Origin of the sequence: Vibrio pomeroyi, from assembly GCF_024347595.1 — a bacterium.
In the GTDB taxonomy this organism is placed as follows: domain Bacteria; phylum Pseudomonadota; class Gammaproteobacteria; order Enterobacterales; family Vibrionaceae; genus Vibrio; species Vibrio pomeroyi.
On the sequence record NZ_AP025507.1, the window covers coordinates 1567367 to 1588795 of the forward strand.

The window sequence follows — 21429 nt, forward strand, 5'->3', positions numbered from 1 at the left end:
CTCATTCAAATATTATGAACTTGGCGCTACTCGCTTCTCTTTGAGCTGGTCAATCACATAACCCGGTGCCACTTTCGAAAGCTCAGCTAAGCATTCGTCAGTTTTCTCATTACCGTAGCGCACGTAAATGTCGCAGACTGCGTACAACTGCTCTGGTGAACCCGAAATCAGATACGCTTTTTCGAATGACTTGGTCGATTTATCGATGTCTAATTCTTCTTGTAATACCCCATTGAGGTACCAGTAATAACTGTTATCTTTTGCTAACTTAGCTGCTACTTCAATTTCATTGGCCGCAGCGCTCTTATCTTCAAGGCGAACCAAAGTTAGAGATTTAGAGTAATGCAGAGCTGCGTTGTCTGGTACATGTTTCAAACCGCGATCCAATACATCGACCGCTTGCTGGTCTTTTTTCTGTGCTCGGAAATTATCAGCGTAGCTTAACCAAACTTGTGGCTCTTTTTGATGCGTTTTGATGAGTTCTAGATAAACCGTTTCCGCCTTATCCCACTCGTTGTGCCAGCGAAGTACATCAGCAAACAACAATTGATACTTTTCAGATTCTTGCGTCTCTAGAAAACTGATCAGCTCTTTTACTGGTGGTTCGATTTGCGCTTTTTGTTGTTCATCTAAGGCATTAAAGTCACGAATTAGATTCGATGTTGCCGTGTGGCGAACCATGGTATCGTTGTCTTTAAGCAACGGAGATACCAATGCCCAGCGATGTTCGAGTTGATAAGGTTCAGAGCCAATCACAGACGCTTCGCGAACTTCAGGGTCTTTATCTTTCAAGCCTCTAGCAACAGCCACCAGCGCGTTTTGGCTTGGGTAAGCTGCCAATTCTTGCAGTGCACCTGTACGGTTTTCAATAGATTGATTCTGATCTTGCGCCATATAAGACAACTGTTGGATGCGGGTTTGACTGTCCGTCATTTCAAGCACTTGATTGATATTTTGTGCTGGTGCATCAACGGTTTGTTGAACGCCATTAGCTGCCATCGCTGACGTTGAAATCAATGCGGACGTTGAAATAAATAAAGCAACCGCCGTCGCTAAACTCTTCTTGATCATAGTATTACCTTAAGCTGGAGAACTTAGCCTGTCCCTAGACTCATATCTGGTTAAATTTCGTTAGGATCGATAGACCTAGACACTGAGTTAAAACTTAGTCTCAAACGTCGTTTGTTTTGCCAGTTCTGCTCGACGCGCCATCATCACAGAATCGCTGTACTTACCATGAGCAACAGGGTGTCTCATCGCACGCGCGATATACGCCATCGATTTATCAACATGAGAGAAGAACTTGTGCCAGCCCGCGCATAAATAGTTCAAGCCCGGCTCACCCGCACGAGTTTTGATAAAGCGATTTTTTGGACACTCTCCATGACAAGCAAACTTGTAATCACATTGCTGACATTGGCTCGTCAGCGTACGTGATTTAGCGAAACCAAATTTCTGTTGCGGTGCACTGTATGCTAAGTCGTCAAGCTTCTCGTGGTGGATGTTGCCAATTTTATATTCAGGGTAAACGTAGTGGTCACAAGAGAACACATCACCGTTTGGCTCCATCGCTAAGCCTTTACCACAGATCTCATTCAGGGTGCAAAGCGGGTTCGGACGACCAATCCACGTTTCTAAGCTCGCTTCGAAATATTGAACAAACACTTTACCGATATCATGCTTGGCCCACTCATCAAACACAGCAATCAGGAAGTTGCCCCACGCTAAGTCCGATACACACCATGATTCCATGATTGAATCTTTGTGGCCCGGAATCAGACGCTTGTCACCTTGCTTGAGTTGCTCACTCACTTGAGACGTTTGCGGCGCAACGGTTCTAAAGGTTTTTTGTTCTACGATAGGAATAAATTGCATTTGTGGGGACTTCACCACATCACGCAGGAAACGATACACTTCGAGTGCGTTTTGACTGGTCAGGTTATTCACACAGGTAAGCGTGGCGAATTTGACTTGGTGTTTGTGTAGCAGCTCGACAGCAGCCATCACTTGTTTGAATGTGCCACGACCCGCGCGGTTGGTACGGTAAGCGTTGTGCAGCATTTCAGGGCCATCAATACTCAAACCGATCAGGAAGTTGTTCTTAGCTAAGAATCGACCCCAATCGTCATTCAATAATGTGCCATTAGTTTGTAGGTCATTCGAAATTAACACACCTTCAGGCTGATACTTTTTCTGTAGCTCAACCACACGTTCAAAATAAGCCAAACCTAACATGGTCGGCTCACCGCCCTGCCATGAGAAGATGATTTCTGGCGTGTTTTGACCTTCGATGTATTGTCGGATGTAAGTCTCTAGCGTCTCATCATCCATTCTTGGAGAGCTGCCTTTCTTGTACTCCAACAAATCTTGCTTACTTAGGTAATAACAATATTTACAGTCAATGTTGCACGCTGCGCCAATCGGCTTAGCCATAACATGCAGGCGCTTAGACGCTTTACCGTTATATTGTGGACCTTGAGTAATGTGCATGATTTACCTACCTATCTTAGTGTCTTGTTCCCATCATAATTCCGAATTAAGTCAGTGGCATGTTATACCCTTTATAACCAATAGGAATGACCAGAAACGTTAGAATTACGCCCTATTTCGAACATTTGAGGCACGTGATGAAATTTATCAATTACAAACATTTAGCAGCAGTTAGCGGCGTCACCATGACTATTTTCCTAAGCGGCTGTGCAAGCGTGCCTACACACCCTATCGCTCAAAAAATTGACCAAGAGATGGTGTTGGTTAAAGGCGGAACATTCACCATGGGTTCAAACAGCCCAGAAGCGACCAAAGCAGAACGACCAGCCCGTGATGTAACTGTAGATAGTTTCTACATCGCGAAGTTTGAGGTGACTCAAGAATTGTTCGAATCAGTAATGGGCTCATCTCTCAGTTATTTCCCAAACCCGCAAGTTCCAGTCAATAACCTAAGCTGGCAACAAGCGAACTATTTCGTTGAGCAGTTGAATGAACTAACGGGCGAAGAATACCGCCTACCGACTGAAGCGGAATGGGAATTTGCAGCCAAAGGTGGTAACAAAAGCAAAGGCTATACTTACAGTGGTTCCAACAACTTAGATGATGTTGCGTGGTACTCAGCAAATTCGAAAAATAGCGCGCATCCTGTCGGGTTAAAAAAGCCAAATGAACTAGGCTTATACGACATGACAGGAAACGTTGGTGAATTTGTCATTGATGCTTTCGATGACACCTTCTACAGATTCGGTCCAACAGACAACCCAAACAATGCAAAGCACAGTGACGTAGGTTTATCACATAAATCGGTGCGCGGTGGCAGCTTTGCTTATGACGAAAATGAATCTGAAAGTTACCGTCGTGATTTCGCTAGTCAGTCAATCACCATGTCAGATATGGGGCTGCGCCTAGTTAAAGATGCTGATTAGTGGGAAGCGCGAACTAACGAACTTGCACCACTCACTGGCTATCGATTACCAATACTATGAACATGAGTTGCGCTATCCAAACGTTAGCTCACTGACTAAACATTAGAATTCTGCGGCCACACTGAATAAGGACACCCTATGCAATACACCAAGCTTTCAGGACTTACACTCGCGTTACTCTGTGCTCTTCCTGCATCGGCTGCAGAAAAGCCAGACCTTGTCCTTCAAATTACGGTTGATGGCCTACGCGCAGATTTAATCGAACGATATAAGCATAACTTCGGTGAAGGTGGTTTTCGCTACTTAATGGATGACGGCACTTACTACACCAACGCCAACTACCAACACGGCAACACAGAAACCATTGTAGGACATGTGTCCCTTGCAACAGGCGCTCCACCGAGCGTACACGGCATGGTAGGTAATGTTTGGTATGACCGTAGCGAAGAACGTTTGGTGTATAACGTAGAAGACGGTAATTACGCCATGCTGACTTCTGGCGCGGGTGTCGACAAAGCTACCGAGATCGATCCAACACAGAAGACAGCGCAAGGTGACGGTCGCTCTCCAGAGCCAATACTCGCCACCACCTTTGGCGACGAACTGATGATTTCCAACAGCGGAAAATCAAAAGTATTTGGTGTATCGGTAAAAGACCGTGGCGCGATTTCGCTTGCAGGGCACAGTGGCAAAGCGTTTTGGTTCTCGAAAGCGCAGTCTGAGTTTGTCACTAGTAACTATTACTACGACGAATACCCAGCTTGGGTATCTCGTTGGAATGAAAAAGCAATTGCAGCTCAATACTCAAAACAGAGATGGGAACTGTCGTTACCGCGTGACCAGTACACCCTGCAAGAGCACAACATGGATCACAAGGTTAAGCTCGGTGATTTCCAACGCACCTTCCCTCACCCTTACGGCCCTGCGAGCTATAAATACTACAGCACGACATTAACCGTAAGCCCTGCTGGTGATGAGATCACCGAGAACTTTGCAAGCACACTCCTAATGCAAGAGAAGCTTGGACAAGGTGATGCGACGGATTACCTATCGGTTAGCTTCTCTTCGAATGACTACGTGATTCACCTGTACGGCCCTGAAAGCTTAGAGACCGAAGACAACTTAATCCGTCTGGATAAGACGCTTGCCAAGCTTTTTAAAACCGTCGACAACCAAGTTGGGCTAGAGAACACGTTAATCGTCTTGTCTGCCGATCACGGTGTTCCTGAATCTTCACCTGCGGCAAATGCGCTAGGTTTCAGTCAAGCTCAGTACTTCGACAAAGATGCACTACTATCGAGTGGTGTAGAGAAACGATTGAAAGATGATTTTGGCTTAACCAAAGACGCAATTCGTTTGTATGCTCAGCCTTATATCTATCTGAATCACGACTTAATCGCCGAGAAGAAGTTGGACTTGGCTAAGGTACAAGAAGCCATTGCCGATGAGATCGCGAAAGTGAAAGGCGTTGCGTTTGCGGTATCAAGCAGTGATATTGCGGCGAATCGAGTTCCCGATACTCACGTGATGCAGCTCATCAAAAACAACTACCATCCCGCTCGTTCTGGCGATGTGTATGTGGTATTCGATCCGCGTAGCTACATTAACGATATGGAAGGCCTGCAAATTGCCTCGACTCATGGTTCTCCTTGGAAGTACGACACGCATGTGCCAGTGATTTTCGCAGGATACGATGTGGATGCTAAGAAGGTTTCACGTCCAATCACACCATACGATATTGCACCGACGCTTTCGAACAAACTGGGCATCACTCAACCAAGCGGTTCGATTGGGCAAGTACTGGAAGAGATTACTGACTAAGCACGACTACTCAGGTTATGAGTCAAACATGCTCGCAGAATCTCTAACATGAAAGAGCCGCTTATTCCGTTCCATACGAATAAGCGGCTCTTTTTTCATGCAGGATGGATTGAATCGTGCTTAATTCTTGCCGGAGTAACGAAACGCTTCTCTGGTGAGTTGATTCAACTGGTCGTCATTCATCTTATTGTGCACTACGGTAATACGCCCTAAATAAACCAACGGGACTTCCGCTTCTCTCTCTTCTAAGTGAAACTTAATCGCTTCAGCCGTCGCTACACCAAGGTCGTCACTCATGCGCATTGGTGTGGCATCTAACTCGTCAGAGCGAATCTTCTCGATCTCTATCGCTGTGCCACCCCAGCCCGTAACATAGATTTCTGACAACATGTCGGCTTGGTTTAACGCATCAACCGCGCCCATGGTCATCGCCGTATTAGCATTATGAACCATGGTCACCTCAGGGAAATTACCCAGCACCAAGCGAATCCCATCAGCACCGCCGATTTTTTGATATTGCCCAAAGTGCTCATACACCGTTAACCAGTCACCTTTCTCTTCCACACAATCAATGAAGCCTTGTGAACGTTGAGTGTCCGTAATCCCCGGGATCCCGCGATTGGCTGAGAACTCGACTTCACTCCCTAACTCTTGCACCACATGGTCACACAACACCTCCGCGCCCATCGCGCTTGAGAAGTCAAACCAACTGTCTGGTTGGTGTGTCCATTGTTCATTGGGTGTGTGGAATGCCCAAATAAAGGTTTTGAATTCTGTCGAAGCCGATAGTTTTTGAATGTTCTCCGCTTGTATTCCCAGTTCTGAAGGGCCAAAAATCACGAAGTCATAAGGTGTGTCAGCATTCAACACTTGATCCGTGTATTGAGTCTGCAATGAGTGCTCAATTTGTCTTGAAGTAAACTCGCTGATCTCGAATGGCAACTCTAAAGCGATCAACCTTTCCTTCAATGCGGTGTAATTTCTTGTCCAAAAGTCAGAAATATCTGCACTTGGGTAAATTAGGGCAATTCTGACCGGTTTTTCTACCGACATTGGCGCTAACGAAACCGGATCGCCACTCACAGTCTCTTGAAATTTTTCGAGTTTCTTTACATCTGCGTCCGACCTTACCCCATCAGCGATTACGTCAAAAGGAAGGATAAAACAAGCTGTCAGTAGGGCTGGCAATACGTTTTTATAAATTTGACCCGGCATAACTGTTACCAAATGTTTGAATGTTTATTAACAATATTATAAATATAGAGCGATAATAATTTAAAGCGTTTTATAAGCCTTATGAATAAGACAGTGCATTTTGCGAGTTTGTTGCTCGCTACTACTTGCAACTCACCGAGTTTTGCGGGTAATCCTGAGAACAATTTCTTCCATTACGCTGAAGAAAAAGTGATGCGTGCCGTTTCCAACCAACGAACATGGGATGGTCCAACACTAGGCCCAGCTGTGCGTCATGAAAAGAACGTTATTTTCGTCGCGTCTGATTTACGTAATGGTGGCGTCTATGGCGTTGGCAAAGGCATATCTGAAGCTATTTCCAACATCAATTGGCACCTTAGATTCATCGATGGCTTGGGTTCTGAAGTGCGCCAAGGTGCCGCGATCCGTAAAGCGATCGGCTTTGAACCCGATGCCATTGTTTTAGGTGGCATTGATGCGGTGCGTCATAAGACCATTTTGAAACAAGCGGAAGATCTCGGGATTGTTGTCATCGGCTGGCACGCGACCGAGCTTGTTGGCGGAAACCCAGAGATTGGCTTATACACCAATATCACCACAGACCCACTTGATGTGGCAGAAGTCGCTGCCCTGCTCGCCATTGTTAACTCAAAGGGTCAAGCCAAAACCGTGGTGTTTACCGACCCTAACTATGAAATCGCGATGATCAAAGCCAACGCTATGGTTAACACCATCAAGCGTTGCAGCAGTTGCGATGTCCTTGAGCTCAACTACCTACCTCTAGACAAAATTGCTGAGCAAATGCCCGCGACATTGAAAGACCTTGATAACAAGTACGACGATAAAATCACTCACATATTGGCCATCAACGACCTGTACATCGACTATGCGATCCCCTCTTTGGAGTCGAGCCTTGAAGAGTTAAAAATGATCCCGCAGAACATCTCTGCAGGTGATGGCAGCAAAGCGGCCTACAAAAGAATCTATAGCGGACAATTCCAACTGGCGACCGTTCCTGAACCCTTATATTTACAAGGTTGGCAGATTGTCGACGAGCTCAACCGAGCCTTCAATCAAATGCCTCCAAGCGGCTACTCTGCCCCTGTACACCTCGTCACGCCGGGTAATGTTGAAGAGCTCATCAGCCAGTCAGACAAAGGGATTTACGACCCTAAAAATGGCTACCGTGAAGCGTATCTGAGAATTTGGAAGCCACAATGAAATTACGTCAGATAAACATCACCCAGCGACTCATCATGTCAAACCTGCTCTCACTATTAATCGTGAGTCTTGCGGTGATCATGGTGATTCGGTCTTTGTATTATGTTGAGTCGACACTCAAAACTGAAACCTCAACGCACGTTTCAGATTTGATTATCAACTCTGAAATCAGCCGTCGCGTATTTACATTAACCTCTCGGGTAAAGTTACTGGAGCAAACCTTCCTTTTCAGTGAAACCACCTTGTCTGAAGAAGCGTTCAACGTGGATTTTCAACTCCAACGCTTGAGAGACTTATCGACCAACGAAGGCTTCTCACAAAAAATCGACGCCTTTATCGATAACTTCCATCGCTTCTTAGGTAGTTCATTAGCACTGAACCGAATCTTAAAACAGACCAATCAAATCGACGCGGCGTTAGCCGAGCAACTGGATCAGCTCGAATTTGCGATTGCAGACAGCAAACTTAGGCACTTAGATCAGCCTAACTTCATCCGTTATAACAATGAATTAGATCTCATCAACATGTTGCGAGAGTCGTTTCTCACCTCTGGGAAAATGGTTGGTGACATACATAGCCGTATCACACCAGAAACAGAAAAAGTGTTGCTGATAGAGGTAGAAAAAGAGCTCGATATATTCTTACTTCACCTAGAAAACGTTGATATTGGAACAGCTGCGGTTATCGCAGAGAAGAAACGTATCCACCGCACCGTGAAACGATACAACGCTGCTTTAAAACGGATTCGCGCTAATCTGGAACAACGTTGGTTGGTAATGGCTTCGCTGTTAGAGGCGCAAAGCGATTTATTGGAGATGGTGGAGAACACCGAATCACGCGTACAGAACCAAGCTTTAGAGCTAACTGACCAACTTGAAGAAGAGATCGGTTTATCTCGATTGAACGCCATCATCATGAGCTTTTCGGCTTTTGTGCTATCGATGCTGCTCGTTAATCATGTGGTGAGACACCACATTCGACAACCGCTCAATGCACTGCGACATGGCTTCGACCGTTTAGAATCCGGTAGCCTCAAAAACCCAATCAATTTGGGAAGAAGTGACGAGTGGTCTCACTTAGAGAAAGCCTATAACAACATGGCTTCAAGGCTGTCTGAGGCCTATCTCGACCTCACGGAAGAGAAGAAGAACTTCGACTTTCTTGCTCACCACGATCCGTTAACCAATTTGGCTAATCGATTGTTAGCTACCAAGCAGTTAGATAAAGAAATTAAGCTTTCGAGCGAGAACAATGCGCCCTTTTTGCTGTTTTATCTCGATATTGATGAGTTCAAAACAATCAACGATTCGTTAGGTCACGCACCTGGGGACAACTTACTGGTTAACGTATCTGACATCCTGAGCAATCTCGTCGGAGATAAGGGCTTTGTGGCTAGAATGGGCGGCGACGAGTTCTTAGTTGTGTATTCGAACGTTGGTTTAGAAGAAGGTGAACCCATTGCAGATCGCTTAAACCAAGCATTAAGAAAGCCTTACTATATTGATGATAACTCTATCTTCGTTTCAGCAAGTATTGGGGTATGTGAATACCCTACTCACGGTTTAGATCGTGAAACCTTAATCCGAAACGCAGACACCGCCATGTATCACGCAAAGCGTAACGGTAGAGATCAATACAGAGTCTACGCTGATGAAATGACCCATGAAGTCAATGACTTAATCGAAACTAATATGGGGCTTCATCAAGCCATTGCAAATGACGAATTGGAAGTATTCTTCCAACCCAAAGTCGACTTGGATTCTCAAGACATCATCGGTGCTGAGGCTCTTATTCGTTGGCGTCACCCTAAACTCGGGTTACTGCCACCTATCGATTTTCTTGAAGTCGCAGAGAAAAGTGACCTTATTATCGACATCGATAAGTGGGTATTTAAGAAAGTGGCGAACCTGATCACCGAATGGCAACGCTCAGGTATCGACTTACAAGGTGTGATTTTCTCTATCAACTTCTCAGCACGAATGTTCTATATGACTGACCTCGCAGAACAGCTGCAAGTGATACTGGATGAGACGGATTGTCAGCCACATCAACTGCTTCTTGAAATCACAGAAAGAGACATGATGCGAGATTTCGAAACCTGTTCAAGAACCATAGAGGTACTTCATTCTAAAGGTTACAAGATTGCGATCGATGACTTTGGTACCGGTTATTCTTCACTGTCGGTGTTGAAGAATTTGTCTGCAGATTGCGTCAAACTCGACCGAAGTTTTATTGAAGACATTAACTCATCCAAAGTCGATTACGAGATCACATGTGCTGTATTGAAGCTTGCACAAATACTGAATTTCTCGGTGATTGCTGAAGGGCTTGAAACGCAGAACCACGTAAAGACTCTGCGCCAAATAGGCTGTAAATACGCGCAAGGCTATTTCTTCGCAAGGCCATTGCCGACTGATGATTGGGTGTCTTACTTCTTGCTCAACTCAGAACAAACACAAAAAGAAGCCTAACGAATCTAAGCGGAGTGAATGGCCCTATCGGTTCATCACTCCGTTTACCTGACTAAAGCGGTTTACTGATTTTTTACCAGACACGGGCTATCGTCAGGCAGCACCAAACTGATGCTCGAAGGCATAACCTCAAAGCGAATCTGGTTTGAACGATAAGGTTCGCCGTCTAAGTTAATCGGCAATGATTGCGGGAAATCTATCTCTAACCAACGTGCTTGAGTGTGAACAATGTATTTACCGTCGTCAGCAGGATGTTTGAGCTCTTCGATGACTTTCGGTAAATCAGACGCTACAAAGGCTTTCACCAAAGTCAGATCCATCAAGCCATCATCAATAAGCGCATTGGGCGCAAGCTCTTGCCCACCACCCGCGAGGCGGCCATTACAAAACGCCCCCACCAGAATTTCTCCAGTAAAGGTGCCTTTGTCTATGGTCAAGGTGCCGCTGTAAGGTTTAAACCCTAGCGCTTTGACCACACCTGTTAGCGTGTATGCGCCGCCACCAAGAAAGTCTTTAAGTTCAACGGGCGTTTCAGCCGTCACTTCTGCGCCAAAGCCCGCCGCAGCAACGTTCATGAAATAACGATCATTGGCACGAACACCATCGACCGCGAACGCCTTCCCTTCTAAAGCAAGCGTAAACGCATGAGCAATATCGCTAGGGATTCCAGTCGCGGTAGCAAAGTCATTCGCTGTTCCCATCGGAATAATCGCCAGTTGTGGCCTCTCGCTAGCACGGAACTGGTTAAGCGCATTCACGGCTTCATTTACCGTTCCATCGCCACCAGCCACAATCAATCGCTTCACACCATCGCATATCGCCTCACTGACTAAACGAAACATATCCGACGATTCCCAAGTGACTCTCACTTGCAGGTCGATATCCCTATCCCTTGCCGCAAAGACTGCTTGTCTTAACTCGGGGATATTGGCTTTCTTTCCATTTAAAATCGCGCGAATACTGTCCATTGTTATGTCCTTTTGGGGCTAACTTGATGTGTCCTTTGCTGCCGCTTTGATCTTAGCGCGCAACCACTTGTGGCTCGGTTCGTTAGTACGACTCGGATGCCAGATCATACACATATCGAGGTCTTCCAGTTCGAACGGTAACGGCAGTGTTTTTACAGCGTACTTTTTAGCAAAACAACGCACCGATGAAATCGGTAACACGCCGATGTAATCAGAACCTTCAATAACAGGTAGCATCTCTACAACACCCGCAGCACGATAGACTATTCTGCGTTTCTCTAGGTCACTGTAGTGTTCAGAGCTCAATAAGCTTTTACGTGCATGCCAACGAGAAACAACCACATGCTCAAGTGACAGGAACTGTTCCATGTCGATAGTATCGCCAACGATAGGATGGTCTTCACGGCATACCACCACCAGCTCCTCTGTAGAAATCACCTCATGCTTGAGCATGGTTCTTCCTTTGGGCGTCATGTCGACAATCACATCGTGTCTTTGGAGCCTTAAATCAGACTCATAATCTTCCGTAAAAAGAGGGTGAACTTCCAGTGCGATACCGGGTGCATCTTGGCTGATTAGCTGCATCACTCTTGGCATCATTTCATAGCTCGCCGCCGAGACGCAGGCAACAGAAAACACACGGCCTGAGGTTTTAGGATCGAAGTCTCTTGATGCGGATAAGGTAGACGTAAAGTTTTTAAGTGCCGCGGCCATTGCAGGATAGATATCAATAGCGAATGTGGTTGGCTCTACGCCTGAAGTAGTTCGGTGAAACAGTGGTTCGTCATAGATATCTCTCAACCTTGCAAGCGCTTTGCTCACAGCCGGTTGGCTTATATCCATACGATTAGCAGCTCTTGATAAGTTCTGCTCTTCATAGATAGCAACAAATATAGGAATTAAATTGAGTTCGGTACTTTTCATACAGTTCCATATTAAAGAAGCAGGTTCCCCATAGTAGAGAACCTGCCGATTATGTTCGATGCGAATAACTAAAGTTTGCTACTTAGTTCTATCTTTTAAGTCTGGCAAGGCTTTAGGGATTTTCAAGCGGGCGAAAATTGAACGAGAATAGCTTGAGTTTGATTGGTCACCGGGCAGGTTGCGTAACCCTCTCCACAAACGAGCGAATACGTTTTTATCTTCACGCCCTTGTTGAAGTGCTTCGCTGTCTTCCACCCAACGTTTTTGTCCATTCAATTTACCCAGTTGCGCTTTACCCAGTTCTAGCTGAGTAGTTTGAGTTCGCAACTCACGATAGATAAAGGTTCTCAATGCAGACCAATTCCCTTGCTTAAGCAAACGACGGAATACCAACCAGCTCGGTGTTGATCGGTTCTTGTAATAACGCTTCACAGAAACAACAAACGCAACACACAACACTAATGCCAAGCCAACGCTGATAAAGACAGACATGTAAGCCTTCATGAAAGATTGGAGCGTGTGTTTTGCTTCAAACACCTCACCCTTTATGACAACACTTTCAAGACGTTGATTCTTACTGTCCCACCACTGGAATGAGAAGTCCGGTAAGGTAAATTCACCACCTTGTTGAATCACATAAACCGTTTCTTCCAAACGGCTAGATCGGTAATCACCACGTTCTTGTGTATCGTCTAAACGATTAGGCTGTGGGTAAGCTTGGTATTGCTGAGTCGATTCATTGGACAACACATCTGGCAGTAACACAGACAAGCTGTCTTTGGCTTTGATCGTCACGGTACGTGTAACCGCATCACCCACTTTCAAGTTTTCATTCGAACGTTGCCATTGCTGTTCTACATCCACATCGGTTGCAGAAAACCAAGGCGATTCATCACTTAACAAACCTGAAGGTAATGAAGCTTCAAACTTAATGGGTTGCGTATAAAGCGTGCCTCCAACGTTTGAACCATCAGGAGCGGACACTTGAATACGAACAGGCACAGTAGGAATCACGAATTCGCCCGATGTCATCGGATAAAGCGTCACTTCCCAGCGTTGGCGTGACCATGTTGTGCCACCTACTCGCTCTGTGTAGTTCGTCGCGAGTTGATTGCGCTGCTTAGCAATGACATTCGGGATTTCGATGCTGCCAATTCGAGTGCCCCCGGTTAGCCAGCGTGGTGTCGCCACCTCAATGGTCAGAATCACTTGTTCATTAACGCTTACTTTTGCAGGCGTAATCTTGTCGCCAGACTTCGGTTTTTCACCTACCCAAGCAATCAGTTCGACATCACCACTCCTCTGCAGGTCATAAATATCAGCCGCAGAAACAAGTGTAGAAAAAGAAGCGCTAAACAGCAGAACTAGCGACACAAACAAGGTCTTGGTTAGTTTGAAACACTCTATGCGCCCAACCTCTGCTTGAACCGCTTCAAGAGCTAAATCATATCGACTCATTGTGTTTGCTCCTGTTTTGGCGACTGTTCTTGTTTTGACGACTGCTCCTGTTGCGATGTCTGTTCGAGCGAAGGCGCAGGATCTCTTAACTGAATTTGAAATTTCGATTTCAAGAAGAACTTAGGATCCGCTTCAACGCGCTTCAACCACTTGTCGGCAAGTTCTTGGCTACCCAAAATCTCATTGGCGTTAAGTGTTTCTTTCAACATAACTTCGGCTACCGTTTGTTCTTCTGCACCGTCCCCCGTACGTGGCTGGTCATCAGCTAATTCTATGGACTCCTCAAGCCCATCAGATACCGAAGAAGATGCTTGGCTTTCACTGGTGCGATTAACCTCTTCAACAATGCCACTCAGCACCGCTAAATTGTTTTCTATGTCGGCTTTCAGTTCTGGTGACAAGTCGGGCTTTTCACTCAGTGATTTCAGTAAATCGCGCGCAGCAAGGTATTCACGTTGTCGAGCTAACGCACTCGCTGCATTGTATAAACCAAGGTCAGTTTTGGTTTGCAAGAACGCACTGTGAGCGAGCTTAAAATCACGAGCATAGTAATAAGCTGCGCCCTTTCTCATTGGATCCTTAAAGTGCTTTGCTGCTTCAAGGTATTCCTTTTGATTCAATAAGCGTTGTCCTTGCTGATCAGGCGTTAGCCATAAATCCCACCACCATTGGGCTGTTTTATCCCAAACCGTCAGGGACTCTTCAACTACGGGTTTATCGGCGGTTAAGCTCACCGTTTTAGCCAAAGTATGCGGAGAATACACACTGCCTGTAATCAAAACGCCAACCACACACCATTGAACCAACCACCCTTTTCTAAACCACAACAGCATGATGATCGCCATTGGGATAAGTAGACCGTATCCCATGTCTTTCCAAGGCATTGAAGACTCACCGTTAAGTTGCATGTTTCTTTCAACCGCTTTGTTGAGTTGTTGGATATCGGAATTATCAACGGTCACTTCGATCAGTCGTCCACCCGTCTTGCTCGCTAAGCTACGCAATGAATCGAGATCAACAGGGCTGTCACTCACCACATTGCTATTTCCGGCCGCCAGAATGAGCAACTGATACGGATTGTCGTTAAAAAAGGTTTCGAACGCCCTGATGGTACTCGGATTAACACCATCTGATACCAACAACACTGACGAACCTAGCTCACCGGACAATTGTTGATTGATGAGTGGCAATGCCTCTTCCGCTGACTTACCGGATACAGGCATGATGTCGGGCGTGATAGCTGCCAGAAACGGTTTAAATACCTTGCTGTCTTGAGTAACAGGCATCGCAACGTGGGCACTGCCTGCATACACAACCAAACCTGTGTTGCCGCCTTTGCGCGCTGCAAGTAAGTCTCTAATTTTCTGCTTAGAACGTTCCAAACGACTTGGTGGTAAGTCCTTAGCCAGCATGGAGTCACTGTTATCAAGCACCACTAACATCGACGCTTTGTCTTCACCAAAAGGCGAAGCTTCACGCTGCCATGTGGGGCCTGAACAGGTAATGATGGCGATGGTTACTATAACCATCAGTAACTTCAGTGGTAATTGCTTGCGCCAGCCGGTTTCACCAATGGTTAATGCATCACGTAAATGGGCAGGCAGGATGTCTTTCCACGTAGGTTTGGTCTCTTCTCTCCAGCGAATCCATAGCAAAAAGAACATCGGAACAAAGGCCAACAACCACAATGGTCGAATAAAGTGAAACTGGGTAAAAAACTGTTGCAACATGAGAGAATCAGGCATCGTTCTCTCCTTTCAAATTTTTCATTGAAGAAGCCAAAAGTGAGCGTCGGCGGATTGTCGCCAAGCTAAACGCAGTCAAATACATCACAACAACAATGGCCATCAAGTAATGATGTAATCCCTGTTTAGGACGATAAGTCGTACTCTCATACAACTGAGGTTCTAGTTCACCAATTTGAGCGTAAGCTTTAGTCAATTCATCGCGGTTAAGTGCTTCAAAAGATTCGCCACCAGACTCTTGAGCCACACGGTTGATGGTCTCCATATCCAAAGCCACCTCGCCTACAGTTTGTGGATCACCCATGGCGATAACGTGAATACGAACGCCTTTCGCCTTAGCCACTTTGGCCGCATCGATAGGTTCAACAAAGCTGCCAGTGTCATTGCCATCGGTTAGCACAATCACGACCTTCTCTTTTGCGTTGGCATCAATGCTTGAATCTTGAACCGCAGCACTCTGCTTCTCACTCTGTTCAAACACCTTAATCGCTAGGCCAATGGCATCACCTAAATGCGTGCTTTGCCCTGCCATTGCCACGTCGGTTTGATTAAGTAGTTCAAGCCACACATCTTGGTCGGCGGTGAATGGCGTTTGTACAAATGCTGCATCACCAAACAGAATCAAACCTAATCGGTCGCCCTTTCGAGTTTTAGCAAAGTCAGCTAACACCTCTTTAGTTGCGTCTAAACGCGAGATTTTGTCCCCTTGTTTAGAAGTAAAATCTTGTTCAGCCATTGAGCCAGACAAATCGACGACCACCATGACATCGCGGCCTAATTGTTCACGAACTTGTGGCTCACCTAAGATGGTTGGTTTAGCTAACGCACAAACCACTAATGCCCAAGTAATAATCAATGTGGTGCGTTGCCACCAGCTTGGTGTTAACTGGCTTGCCCCCTCGGATGGCGCCTCGCCAATCGCTTCTACCAACTCACTGAAAAATGGCACCTTAATGGCCATTTGTTTGGTGCGATAAGCAGGTACAGCTAAGTAGACCAACAAAGGCAACGGTAACGCGATAAACCACAATGGATGTGCGAACTCAAAGCTGGCAGATAAACTATCAAACATTATCTTGCCCCTCTGTTACCGCTTGTACATTCGGTTTTGTTTGTACATCGGGTTTATGAAGTTTTAGCCACATCATCGCAGTTTGAATCACCTCTAAACGCTGTTCAAAGGTCAGGCGTACCTTTGGGTCAATTAAGCTTTGCATCCACAGCCCCGATACTTCGTCGGTAAAGAAAGCATTGCTCTTTGTACTCGTGCCTACGTTAACAGGAAGATAAGCGTTCAAGCGGTTTACATAGGCTTGACCGAACAACTTGGCATTGCCGCTATCTAGATAACGAAGCACTACTTTGAGCACCTTGAAGGTTCGCTCGGTTGAGTTTTTGTCTCGAGCATCCAATACCATCAGCTCTTTAAGTGCTTCTTTACGATAACGATTATTCCACCATCTTAGCGCCAAGCGATAAGCCAGATAGAGCGCAACCAATAACAAGGCAACGCCGAGGATCTTCCAACCGACCGTTTGGGGAAACCAACTCACGCTGTCGGGAATCGTTACATCGCGCAGTTCACGAAGGATATAAGTACTAGGAGGCGTATGTTCAACGGCCATTTAGCGCCCTCCTACTAACTTTTGAAGCTGTGAAATATGAGCACCAGACGTATCTAATTCGATATAAGGAAGGTTTTTCATCGCCATTAATTTAGCAAGGGATTGTTTTTGAAGTGCCGCTTTTTGAGCAAGGCTCTCGCTCGCAAGGTTAACCTTAGATTGGCTATCGAGATTGAGCTGAAAACGACCATCACCCACCACCCAATTCGCGCTAGCGAGATCATGAGGCAGTGATTGTTCTAACGGATCGGTCACCATAATGGCAAGGATGTCATTGTGCTGCTGTAGCTGCTTGAGTCGATCAAGGTGCTGTTCTTGGCAGTCACGCCAATCGCTAATAAAGATTAAGGTCGACTGTTTTAGCCTCATTCGTTTGATCAGTTCAATCCATTGACTGAACCCGACACCCTCGCTGTCACTCACACTCACACCTAAGCTTTGATTCGCTTTAGTAAGGTGTTTAAGTTGAGCGAGTAAATCAGATTGTGAGCGCTGTGCTTTGGTGTGAAAGAGTTTTTGATGTGAGGCTAAAACGAAGCCAACACGGTCGCCATCTTTCAGTACTCGCCATCCGCACAATGCCGCCACTTCGGCAGCCACAACGGATTTCATGGTGTTTTGAGATGCAAAAAACATCGAGCTGCGCTGATCGACGCAGATCATCACATTTCGGTCTTTCTCTTCGGTATAGCTGCGAACATGAGGCTTACCTGTTCGCATGGTGACTTTCCAATCAAGATTGCGAATATCATCACCCAGTTGGTAATGGCGCAACTCCTCGAAGTTCAACCCACGGCCACGGAATAGAGAATTATGTCGACCCGACAATACACTGCCCGCCTTTAGATGAGGCAGCAGGGAAAACGACTCAGCTTGAGCCTGTATTCGCACTAACCTTGAATAATCGCAGTATAAGCGAGGATCAAGGCCTTGCGATTTGGGAGCTTGTGTTGGCTTCGCCATGACGCCCCCTAATTATCCGATCTCAACATTATCAAGCAGTTCTTCAACCACTCTTTGATGGTCAACACCATCGGCCAATGCGTCGTAAGAGAGTGAGAATCGATGACCTAATACGGTAGGTAGCATTGCACGCACATCATCTAACGTGACATGGTCACGCCCTTGTAACCACGCATAAGCGCGAGCACATTTATCCAATGCGATTGAAGCACGTGGGCTTGAGCCAATCTCAATCCACTTTGATAAGTTTGATTCTGGGTAACGCTCTGGCTTACGTGTCGCCATCACCAAGGCAACAATGTAGTTTTCGACTAAATCAGACACCGCTATTTCAGGAAGCTGGCGACGCGCTTCAAGCACCAATTCAGGTTCGATGTGTTGCGGTGTGACTAGCTCTGAGCTTGTTTCGCTGCCTAACTCTTCGCTACGCACTAGTCGAATGATGTCGCGTTCCGCTTCGTCTTCTGGGTAATCGACCGTCACTTTCATGATGAAACGGTCCATCTGTGCCTCAGGTAGCGGATACGTACCTTCTTGTTCAACTGGGTTTTGAGTCGCCAATACCATGAACAAGTCAGGTAGGATGTGAGTTTGACCACCTACGGTTATCGTGCCCTCTGCCATCGCTTCAAGCAGTGCCGCTTGTACCTTTGCCGGCGCACGGTTCACCTCATCTGCTAAAACAATGCTGTTGAAAATAGGACCCGGTTGGAAATGCAGTTGAGGCTTACCATCCAGCTCTTGATACACCTCGGTACCCGTCACATCTGATGGCAATAAGTCAGGCGTAAACTGAATTCGGCCAAAGCTTGTGTTCAATAAATTCGCTAGCGACTTAACCGAACGTGTTTTCGCAGTGCCGGGAAGCCCTTCTAGAAGCACATGGCCATTGGTCAATAATCCGATTACCAGAGCCCTAACGACGTGACTCTGACCGATAACACTTTTCTCTGTCTGTTCAATCAGTTGGTTTATTGCTTGTTGCGCATGGTTCATAGGTCTTCCCTTAATTCAATCTGGCTGCGTACATCCTACTCACAAGCCCCATAACTATTAGTTATAAACACCATAGCCACGTCAATTCTGGTGCTTTATTTCAGCATAGCTTTCAATTGGTTAATCGCCTCCGGCGGTGCCACTTTGCTCAATGATGAAACACATTGCTCGAACGCTTTCGGCACACCGGGTTGTTGGTAATTACGCGCTAAGATTTCACACTGTGCATACAGGTGTTGTGGATTGCGGCTGAATTGGTAAGCCTTGTGCAATGACTTACTTGCCGCAAGTACATCCGACTTCTCTAAAGCCAAACCGTACACATACCAATACTGCGGGTCGGTTTGTGCGGTTTCTGCAGCTTGTTTTAGATAGTTGGTTGCCTGTTTATAATCTTTAACTCGCAACATTGATAACCCTGCACTGTATGGCAGCACACTTGATTTTGGTTGCGCTTGAATGCCTTCTTTCAATATCGCTAACGCTTTTGGCTCATCGCCAAGCGCACGGTACAAATCAGCCAAGTTGGCATAGCTGTTTTCGAAGTAAGGCTCAATTTCGATAGCACCTTGATAAAACTTAATCGCTTTGTCGTGCTGACCTAAATCTCGGTAAACGTTACCTAAGTTCGTGCGGCCAAACCCTCTGTCAGCATTGAATTGTTGTATCTCTATGTACTCTTCTAATGCAGGTTTGATTTGGTCTTTCTGCAGCGGATTCATTTCTCCCCAGTAACGTACTAGCGCGCCTGCGGTTTCTGAACGAATTGACAATACAGGGTCCTTCAATAGTGGCTCTAGAATCTGCCAGCGATCAGTGAATGGGAAGCCAGACGAGCCTTGCACAACGCCCAAGCGGATCATTTCATCATCGTGTTTCACCGCTCTTGCCAATGAGATAAGCGTGTTCTTGCCCGTATTACCCCCCAAACGTTCTAAGCTCGAAGCTCGAATGATATTGCTTAAGCTTGAATCCTGAGCTGAATACGCCAATGCATCTTCTGCGCCTCTGTGTCCTATTGAATCCGCATAAAAGGCAACGGCAAAGTGTTGTTGGTTGCGATACTTAGAATCTGGGAACCATTTGCCAATTTGTTGATCTGCCCATTGATCAGTTTGGTCTTCATGACAGCTAGTACACACGTTTGGTGTTTTAATGTGTTGGCTGATATCAGGACGTGGGATATGCCAGCTGTGGTCACGCCTTGGGTCGACCTCCATGTACGTCGTTTCTGGCATGTGGCAGGTGGTACATTGTGAAGCTTCGGTATTGGCTTCATGGAATGTGTGCTTTTCAGGTGAGTATTCAGAAGCAATGTGACACTGGCTACACACGGCTTCTTCGGCAATTTTCAATTCTGCAGTATGAGGATCGTGACAGTTAGTACAAGTGACGCCTTTCTCTGCCATCACTGATTGTAAGAAAGATCCGTAAACGTAATCTTCATCGTAGATTTGACCATCGTTGTGGTAAAGCTCAGGGGTAATCAGGCTCAAGCGGTATTTATCAAAGAATGAACCGTTAACGTGATCACCCGTTTCATTCAATTGAGTACGTCGGCTGTGGCACTGAGCACAGGTTTGAACTTGGTTGGTATGAATGATGTCTTTTGGTTGAAGGGTTGAGTTGCCCTCTTGATAGATCCACTCTTTTACTGACTTCGACAAGTCGCGGTCAAAACCATAATGCGCCGAGACTGAATCCTCCTTTCCACCACTCGATCTTGCCAGCTGGGCTTGCTCAACATGCTCGCTCGCTGGGCCATGACAGGCTTCACAACCGACATTAATCTCGGACCAAGTGGTGTTATAAGTATTGTTTGCGCTGTCGTAGTTCTTTTCTAGGTTCGTTGAGTGGCAGTCTGCACACATGAAGTTCCAGTTCTGACCACTGTTGGTCCAGTAGAATTCATCCGTGTTGGTGGTATCAGGATAGAGGTGAAACCAACGCTGACCGCCTTCGTCTTCAGTACGAGAATCCCAAGCGAAAGGAATCAACTGTACGCGACCGTCTTCAAACTCAACCATGTATTGTTGTAGAGGTTCAAAGGCAAAGGTATAGCTGATTTTGTAATCTTTGAACTGGCGGTCTGGCCCTTCGATGTTGACCCAAAACTCATCACCCTTGCGAAAAAAACGGTTTGGCTTTCCTTTATGAGTCACAGTTTGATCGTCGAAGTTGCCCAACACAGATTCATCGTCGGCGTGCTTCATCGCCATATCATGATGAGAACCTTGCCACGCTTCCACTTCTGCGCTGTGACAGTCGATACAAGCTTCAGATCCGACATACGTTGCTCGAGAGCTCGCATGCGAAGCTTCCGATCCAACGGATAAAGCCTGTTCATTGGCATGCGCATTGAAACTGAGCAGCGACAACATAGGTAAAGACAACATTGCGGATAATACTGCAACTCGCTGGTGTTTCAATCCGTTCACTAGCAAGCACAACCATGCAGACATAACATTCCTTGTTTTTATACATCCTTATGCTTAATAAGGTAGACGTAAAAACAACGAATTTACAATTATTTAGTGGCAGTGAGCTTGATTGTTGTGACTCATATTCACGACTGGTATTTACTCATCGATATGCGCATAAAAAAGAGCTCCGAAGAGCTCTTTGAT

At 46.1% G+C, this 21429-nt stretch carries 16 protein-coding genes; 4 read left to right on the forward strand and 12 right to left on the reverse strand.

Annotated features, from left to right (window positions below; genetic code table 11):
- Nucleotides 1-12 precede the first annotated feature (12 nt).
- Both OCV12_RS22855 and OCV12_RS22860 read right to left on the reverse strand, forming a co-directional pair.
- The gene (locus OCV12_RS22855) at nucleotides 13-1071 is read right to left on the reverse strand and encodes a tetratricopeptide repeat protein (protein ID WP_261886271.1); all 1059 of its coding nucleotides are present in this window, start codon (nucleotides 1069-1071) and stop codon (nucleotides 13-15) included.
- An 87-nt stretch (nucleotides 1072-1158) separates the two neighbouring features.
- Nucleotides 1159-2490 carry an anaerobic sulfatase maturase gene (locus OCV12_RS22860; RefSeq protein ID WP_048663474.1) on the reverse strand — a complete coding sequence of 444 codons (1332 nt, stop codon included), beginning with the start codon at nucleotides 2488-2490 and terminating at the stop codon, nucleotides 1159-1161.
- Between the two features lie 137 nt (nucleotides 2491-2627).
- Between OCV12_RS22860 and OCV12_RS22865 the strand changes: the two genes are divergently transcribed.
- Both OCV12_RS22865 and OCV12_RS22870 read left to right on the forward strand, forming a co-directional pair.
- Nucleotides 2628-3416: a formylglycine-generating enzyme family protein gene (locus tag OCV12_RS22865; protein ID WP_261886272.1), complete on the forward strand. Its 789-nt coding sequence runs from the start codon at nucleotides 2628-2630 to the stop codon at nucleotides 3414-3416.
- A gap of 138 nt (nucleotides 3417-3554) precedes the next feature.
- Nucleotides 3555-5237, forward strand: coding sequence for an alkaline phosphatase family protein (locus tag OCV12_RS22870; protein ID WP_261886273.1), 1683 nt, complete (start codon nucleotides 3555-3557; stop codon nucleotides 5235-5237).
- 120 nt (nucleotides 5238-5357) lie between these two features.
- Here the strand turns inward: OCV12_RS22870 and OCV12_RS22875 are convergent, their stop codons facing one another.
- The gene (locus tag OCV12_RS22875; RefSeq protein WP_261886274.1) at nucleotides 5358-6452 is read right to left on the reverse strand and encodes a substrate-binding domain-containing protein; all 1095 of its coding nucleotides are present in this window, start codon (nucleotides 6450-6452) and stop codon (nucleotides 5358-5360) included.
- Between the two features lie 81 nt (nucleotides 6453-6533).
- On the opposite strand from OCV12_RS22875, the gene OCV12_RS22880 reads away from it, so the two are divergent.
- A complete protein-coding gene (locus OCV12_RS22880) occupies nucleotides 6534-7652 on the forward strand; it encodes a substrate-binding domain-containing protein (RefSeq protein ID WP_261886275.1) in 1119 nt (372 codons plus the stop codon).
- Nucleotides 7649-10123, forward strand: a complete 2475-nt coding sequence (locus OCV12_RS22885; RefSeq protein ID WP_123301921.1) for a putative bifunctional diguanylate cyclase/phosphodiesterase — start codon at nucleotides 7649-7651, stop codon at nucleotides 10121-10123. The genes OCV12_RS22880 and OCV12_RS22885 overlap by 4 nt, the downstream gene beginning before the upstream one ends.
- 62 nt (nucleotides 10124-10185) lie before the next feature.
- Here the strand turns inward: OCV12_RS22885 and yegS are convergent, their stop codons facing one another.
- From yegS to OCV12_RS22930, 9 genes are all read right to left on the reverse strand, one after another.
- Complete coding sequence (yegS, locus tag OCV12_RS22890; RefSeq protein WP_261886276.1) at nucleotides 10186-11091, reverse strand: lipid kinase YegS; 906 nt, start codon at nucleotides 11089-11091, stop codon at nucleotides 10186-10188.
- An 18-nt stretch (nucleotides 11092-11109) separates the two neighbouring features.
- Nucleotides 11110-12015, reverse strand: coding sequence for a LysR family transcriptional regulator (locus OCV12_RS22895; protein ID WP_261886277.1), 906 nt, complete (start codon nucleotides 12013-12015; stop codon nucleotides 11110-11112).
- Between the two features lie 78 nt (nucleotides 12016-12093).
- Complete coding sequence (locus OCV12_RS22900) at nucleotides 12094-13473, reverse strand: BatD family protein (protein WP_261886278.1); 1380 nt, start codon at nucleotides 13471-13473, stop codon at nucleotides 12094-12096.
- A complete protein-coding gene (locus OCV12_RS22905; protein ID WP_261886279.1) occupies nucleotides 13470-15218 on the reverse strand; it encodes a vWA domain-containing protein in 1749 nt (582 codons plus the stop codon). Before OCV12_RS22905 ends, OCV12_RS22900 begins: the two co-directional genes overlap by 4 nt.
- The gene (locus OCV12_RS22910) at nucleotides 15211-16290 is read right to left on the reverse strand and encodes a vWA domain-containing protein (RefSeq protein ID WP_261886280.1); all 1080 of its coding nucleotides are present in this window, start codon (nucleotides 16288-16290) and stop codon (nucleotides 15211-15213) included. Before OCV12_RS22910 ends, OCV12_RS22905 begins: the two co-directional genes overlap by 8 nt.
- Nucleotides 16283-16843 (reverse strand): DUF4381 domain-containing protein, encoded by a 561-nt coding sequence (locus OCV12_RS22915; protein ID WP_261886281.1) that lies wholly within the window; start codon nucleotides 16841-16843, stop codon nucleotides 16283-16285. The genes OCV12_RS22910 and OCV12_RS22915 overlap by 8 nt, the downstream gene beginning before the upstream one ends.
- The gene (locus tag OCV12_RS22920) at nucleotides 16844-17806 is read right to left on the reverse strand and encodes a DUF58 domain-containing protein (RefSeq protein WP_048660288.1); all 963 of its coding nucleotides are present in this window, start codon (nucleotides 17804-17806) and stop codon (nucleotides 16844-16846) included.
- 12 nt (nucleotides 17807-17818) lie between these two features.
- Complete coding sequence (locus OCV12_RS22925) at nucleotides 17819-18802, reverse strand: AAA family ATPase (RefSeq protein ID WP_019825004.1); 984 nt, start codon at nucleotides 18800-18802, stop codon at nucleotides 17819-17821.
- A 95-nt stretch (nucleotides 18803-18897) separates the two neighbouring features.
- Nucleotides 18898-21264 (reverse strand): tetratricopeptide repeat protein, encoded by a 2367-nt coding sequence (locus OCV12_RS22930; RefSeq protein WP_261886282.1) that lies wholly within the window; start codon nucleotides 21262-21264, stop codon nucleotides 18898-18900.
- Nucleotides 21265-21429: the final 165 nt, after the last annotated feature.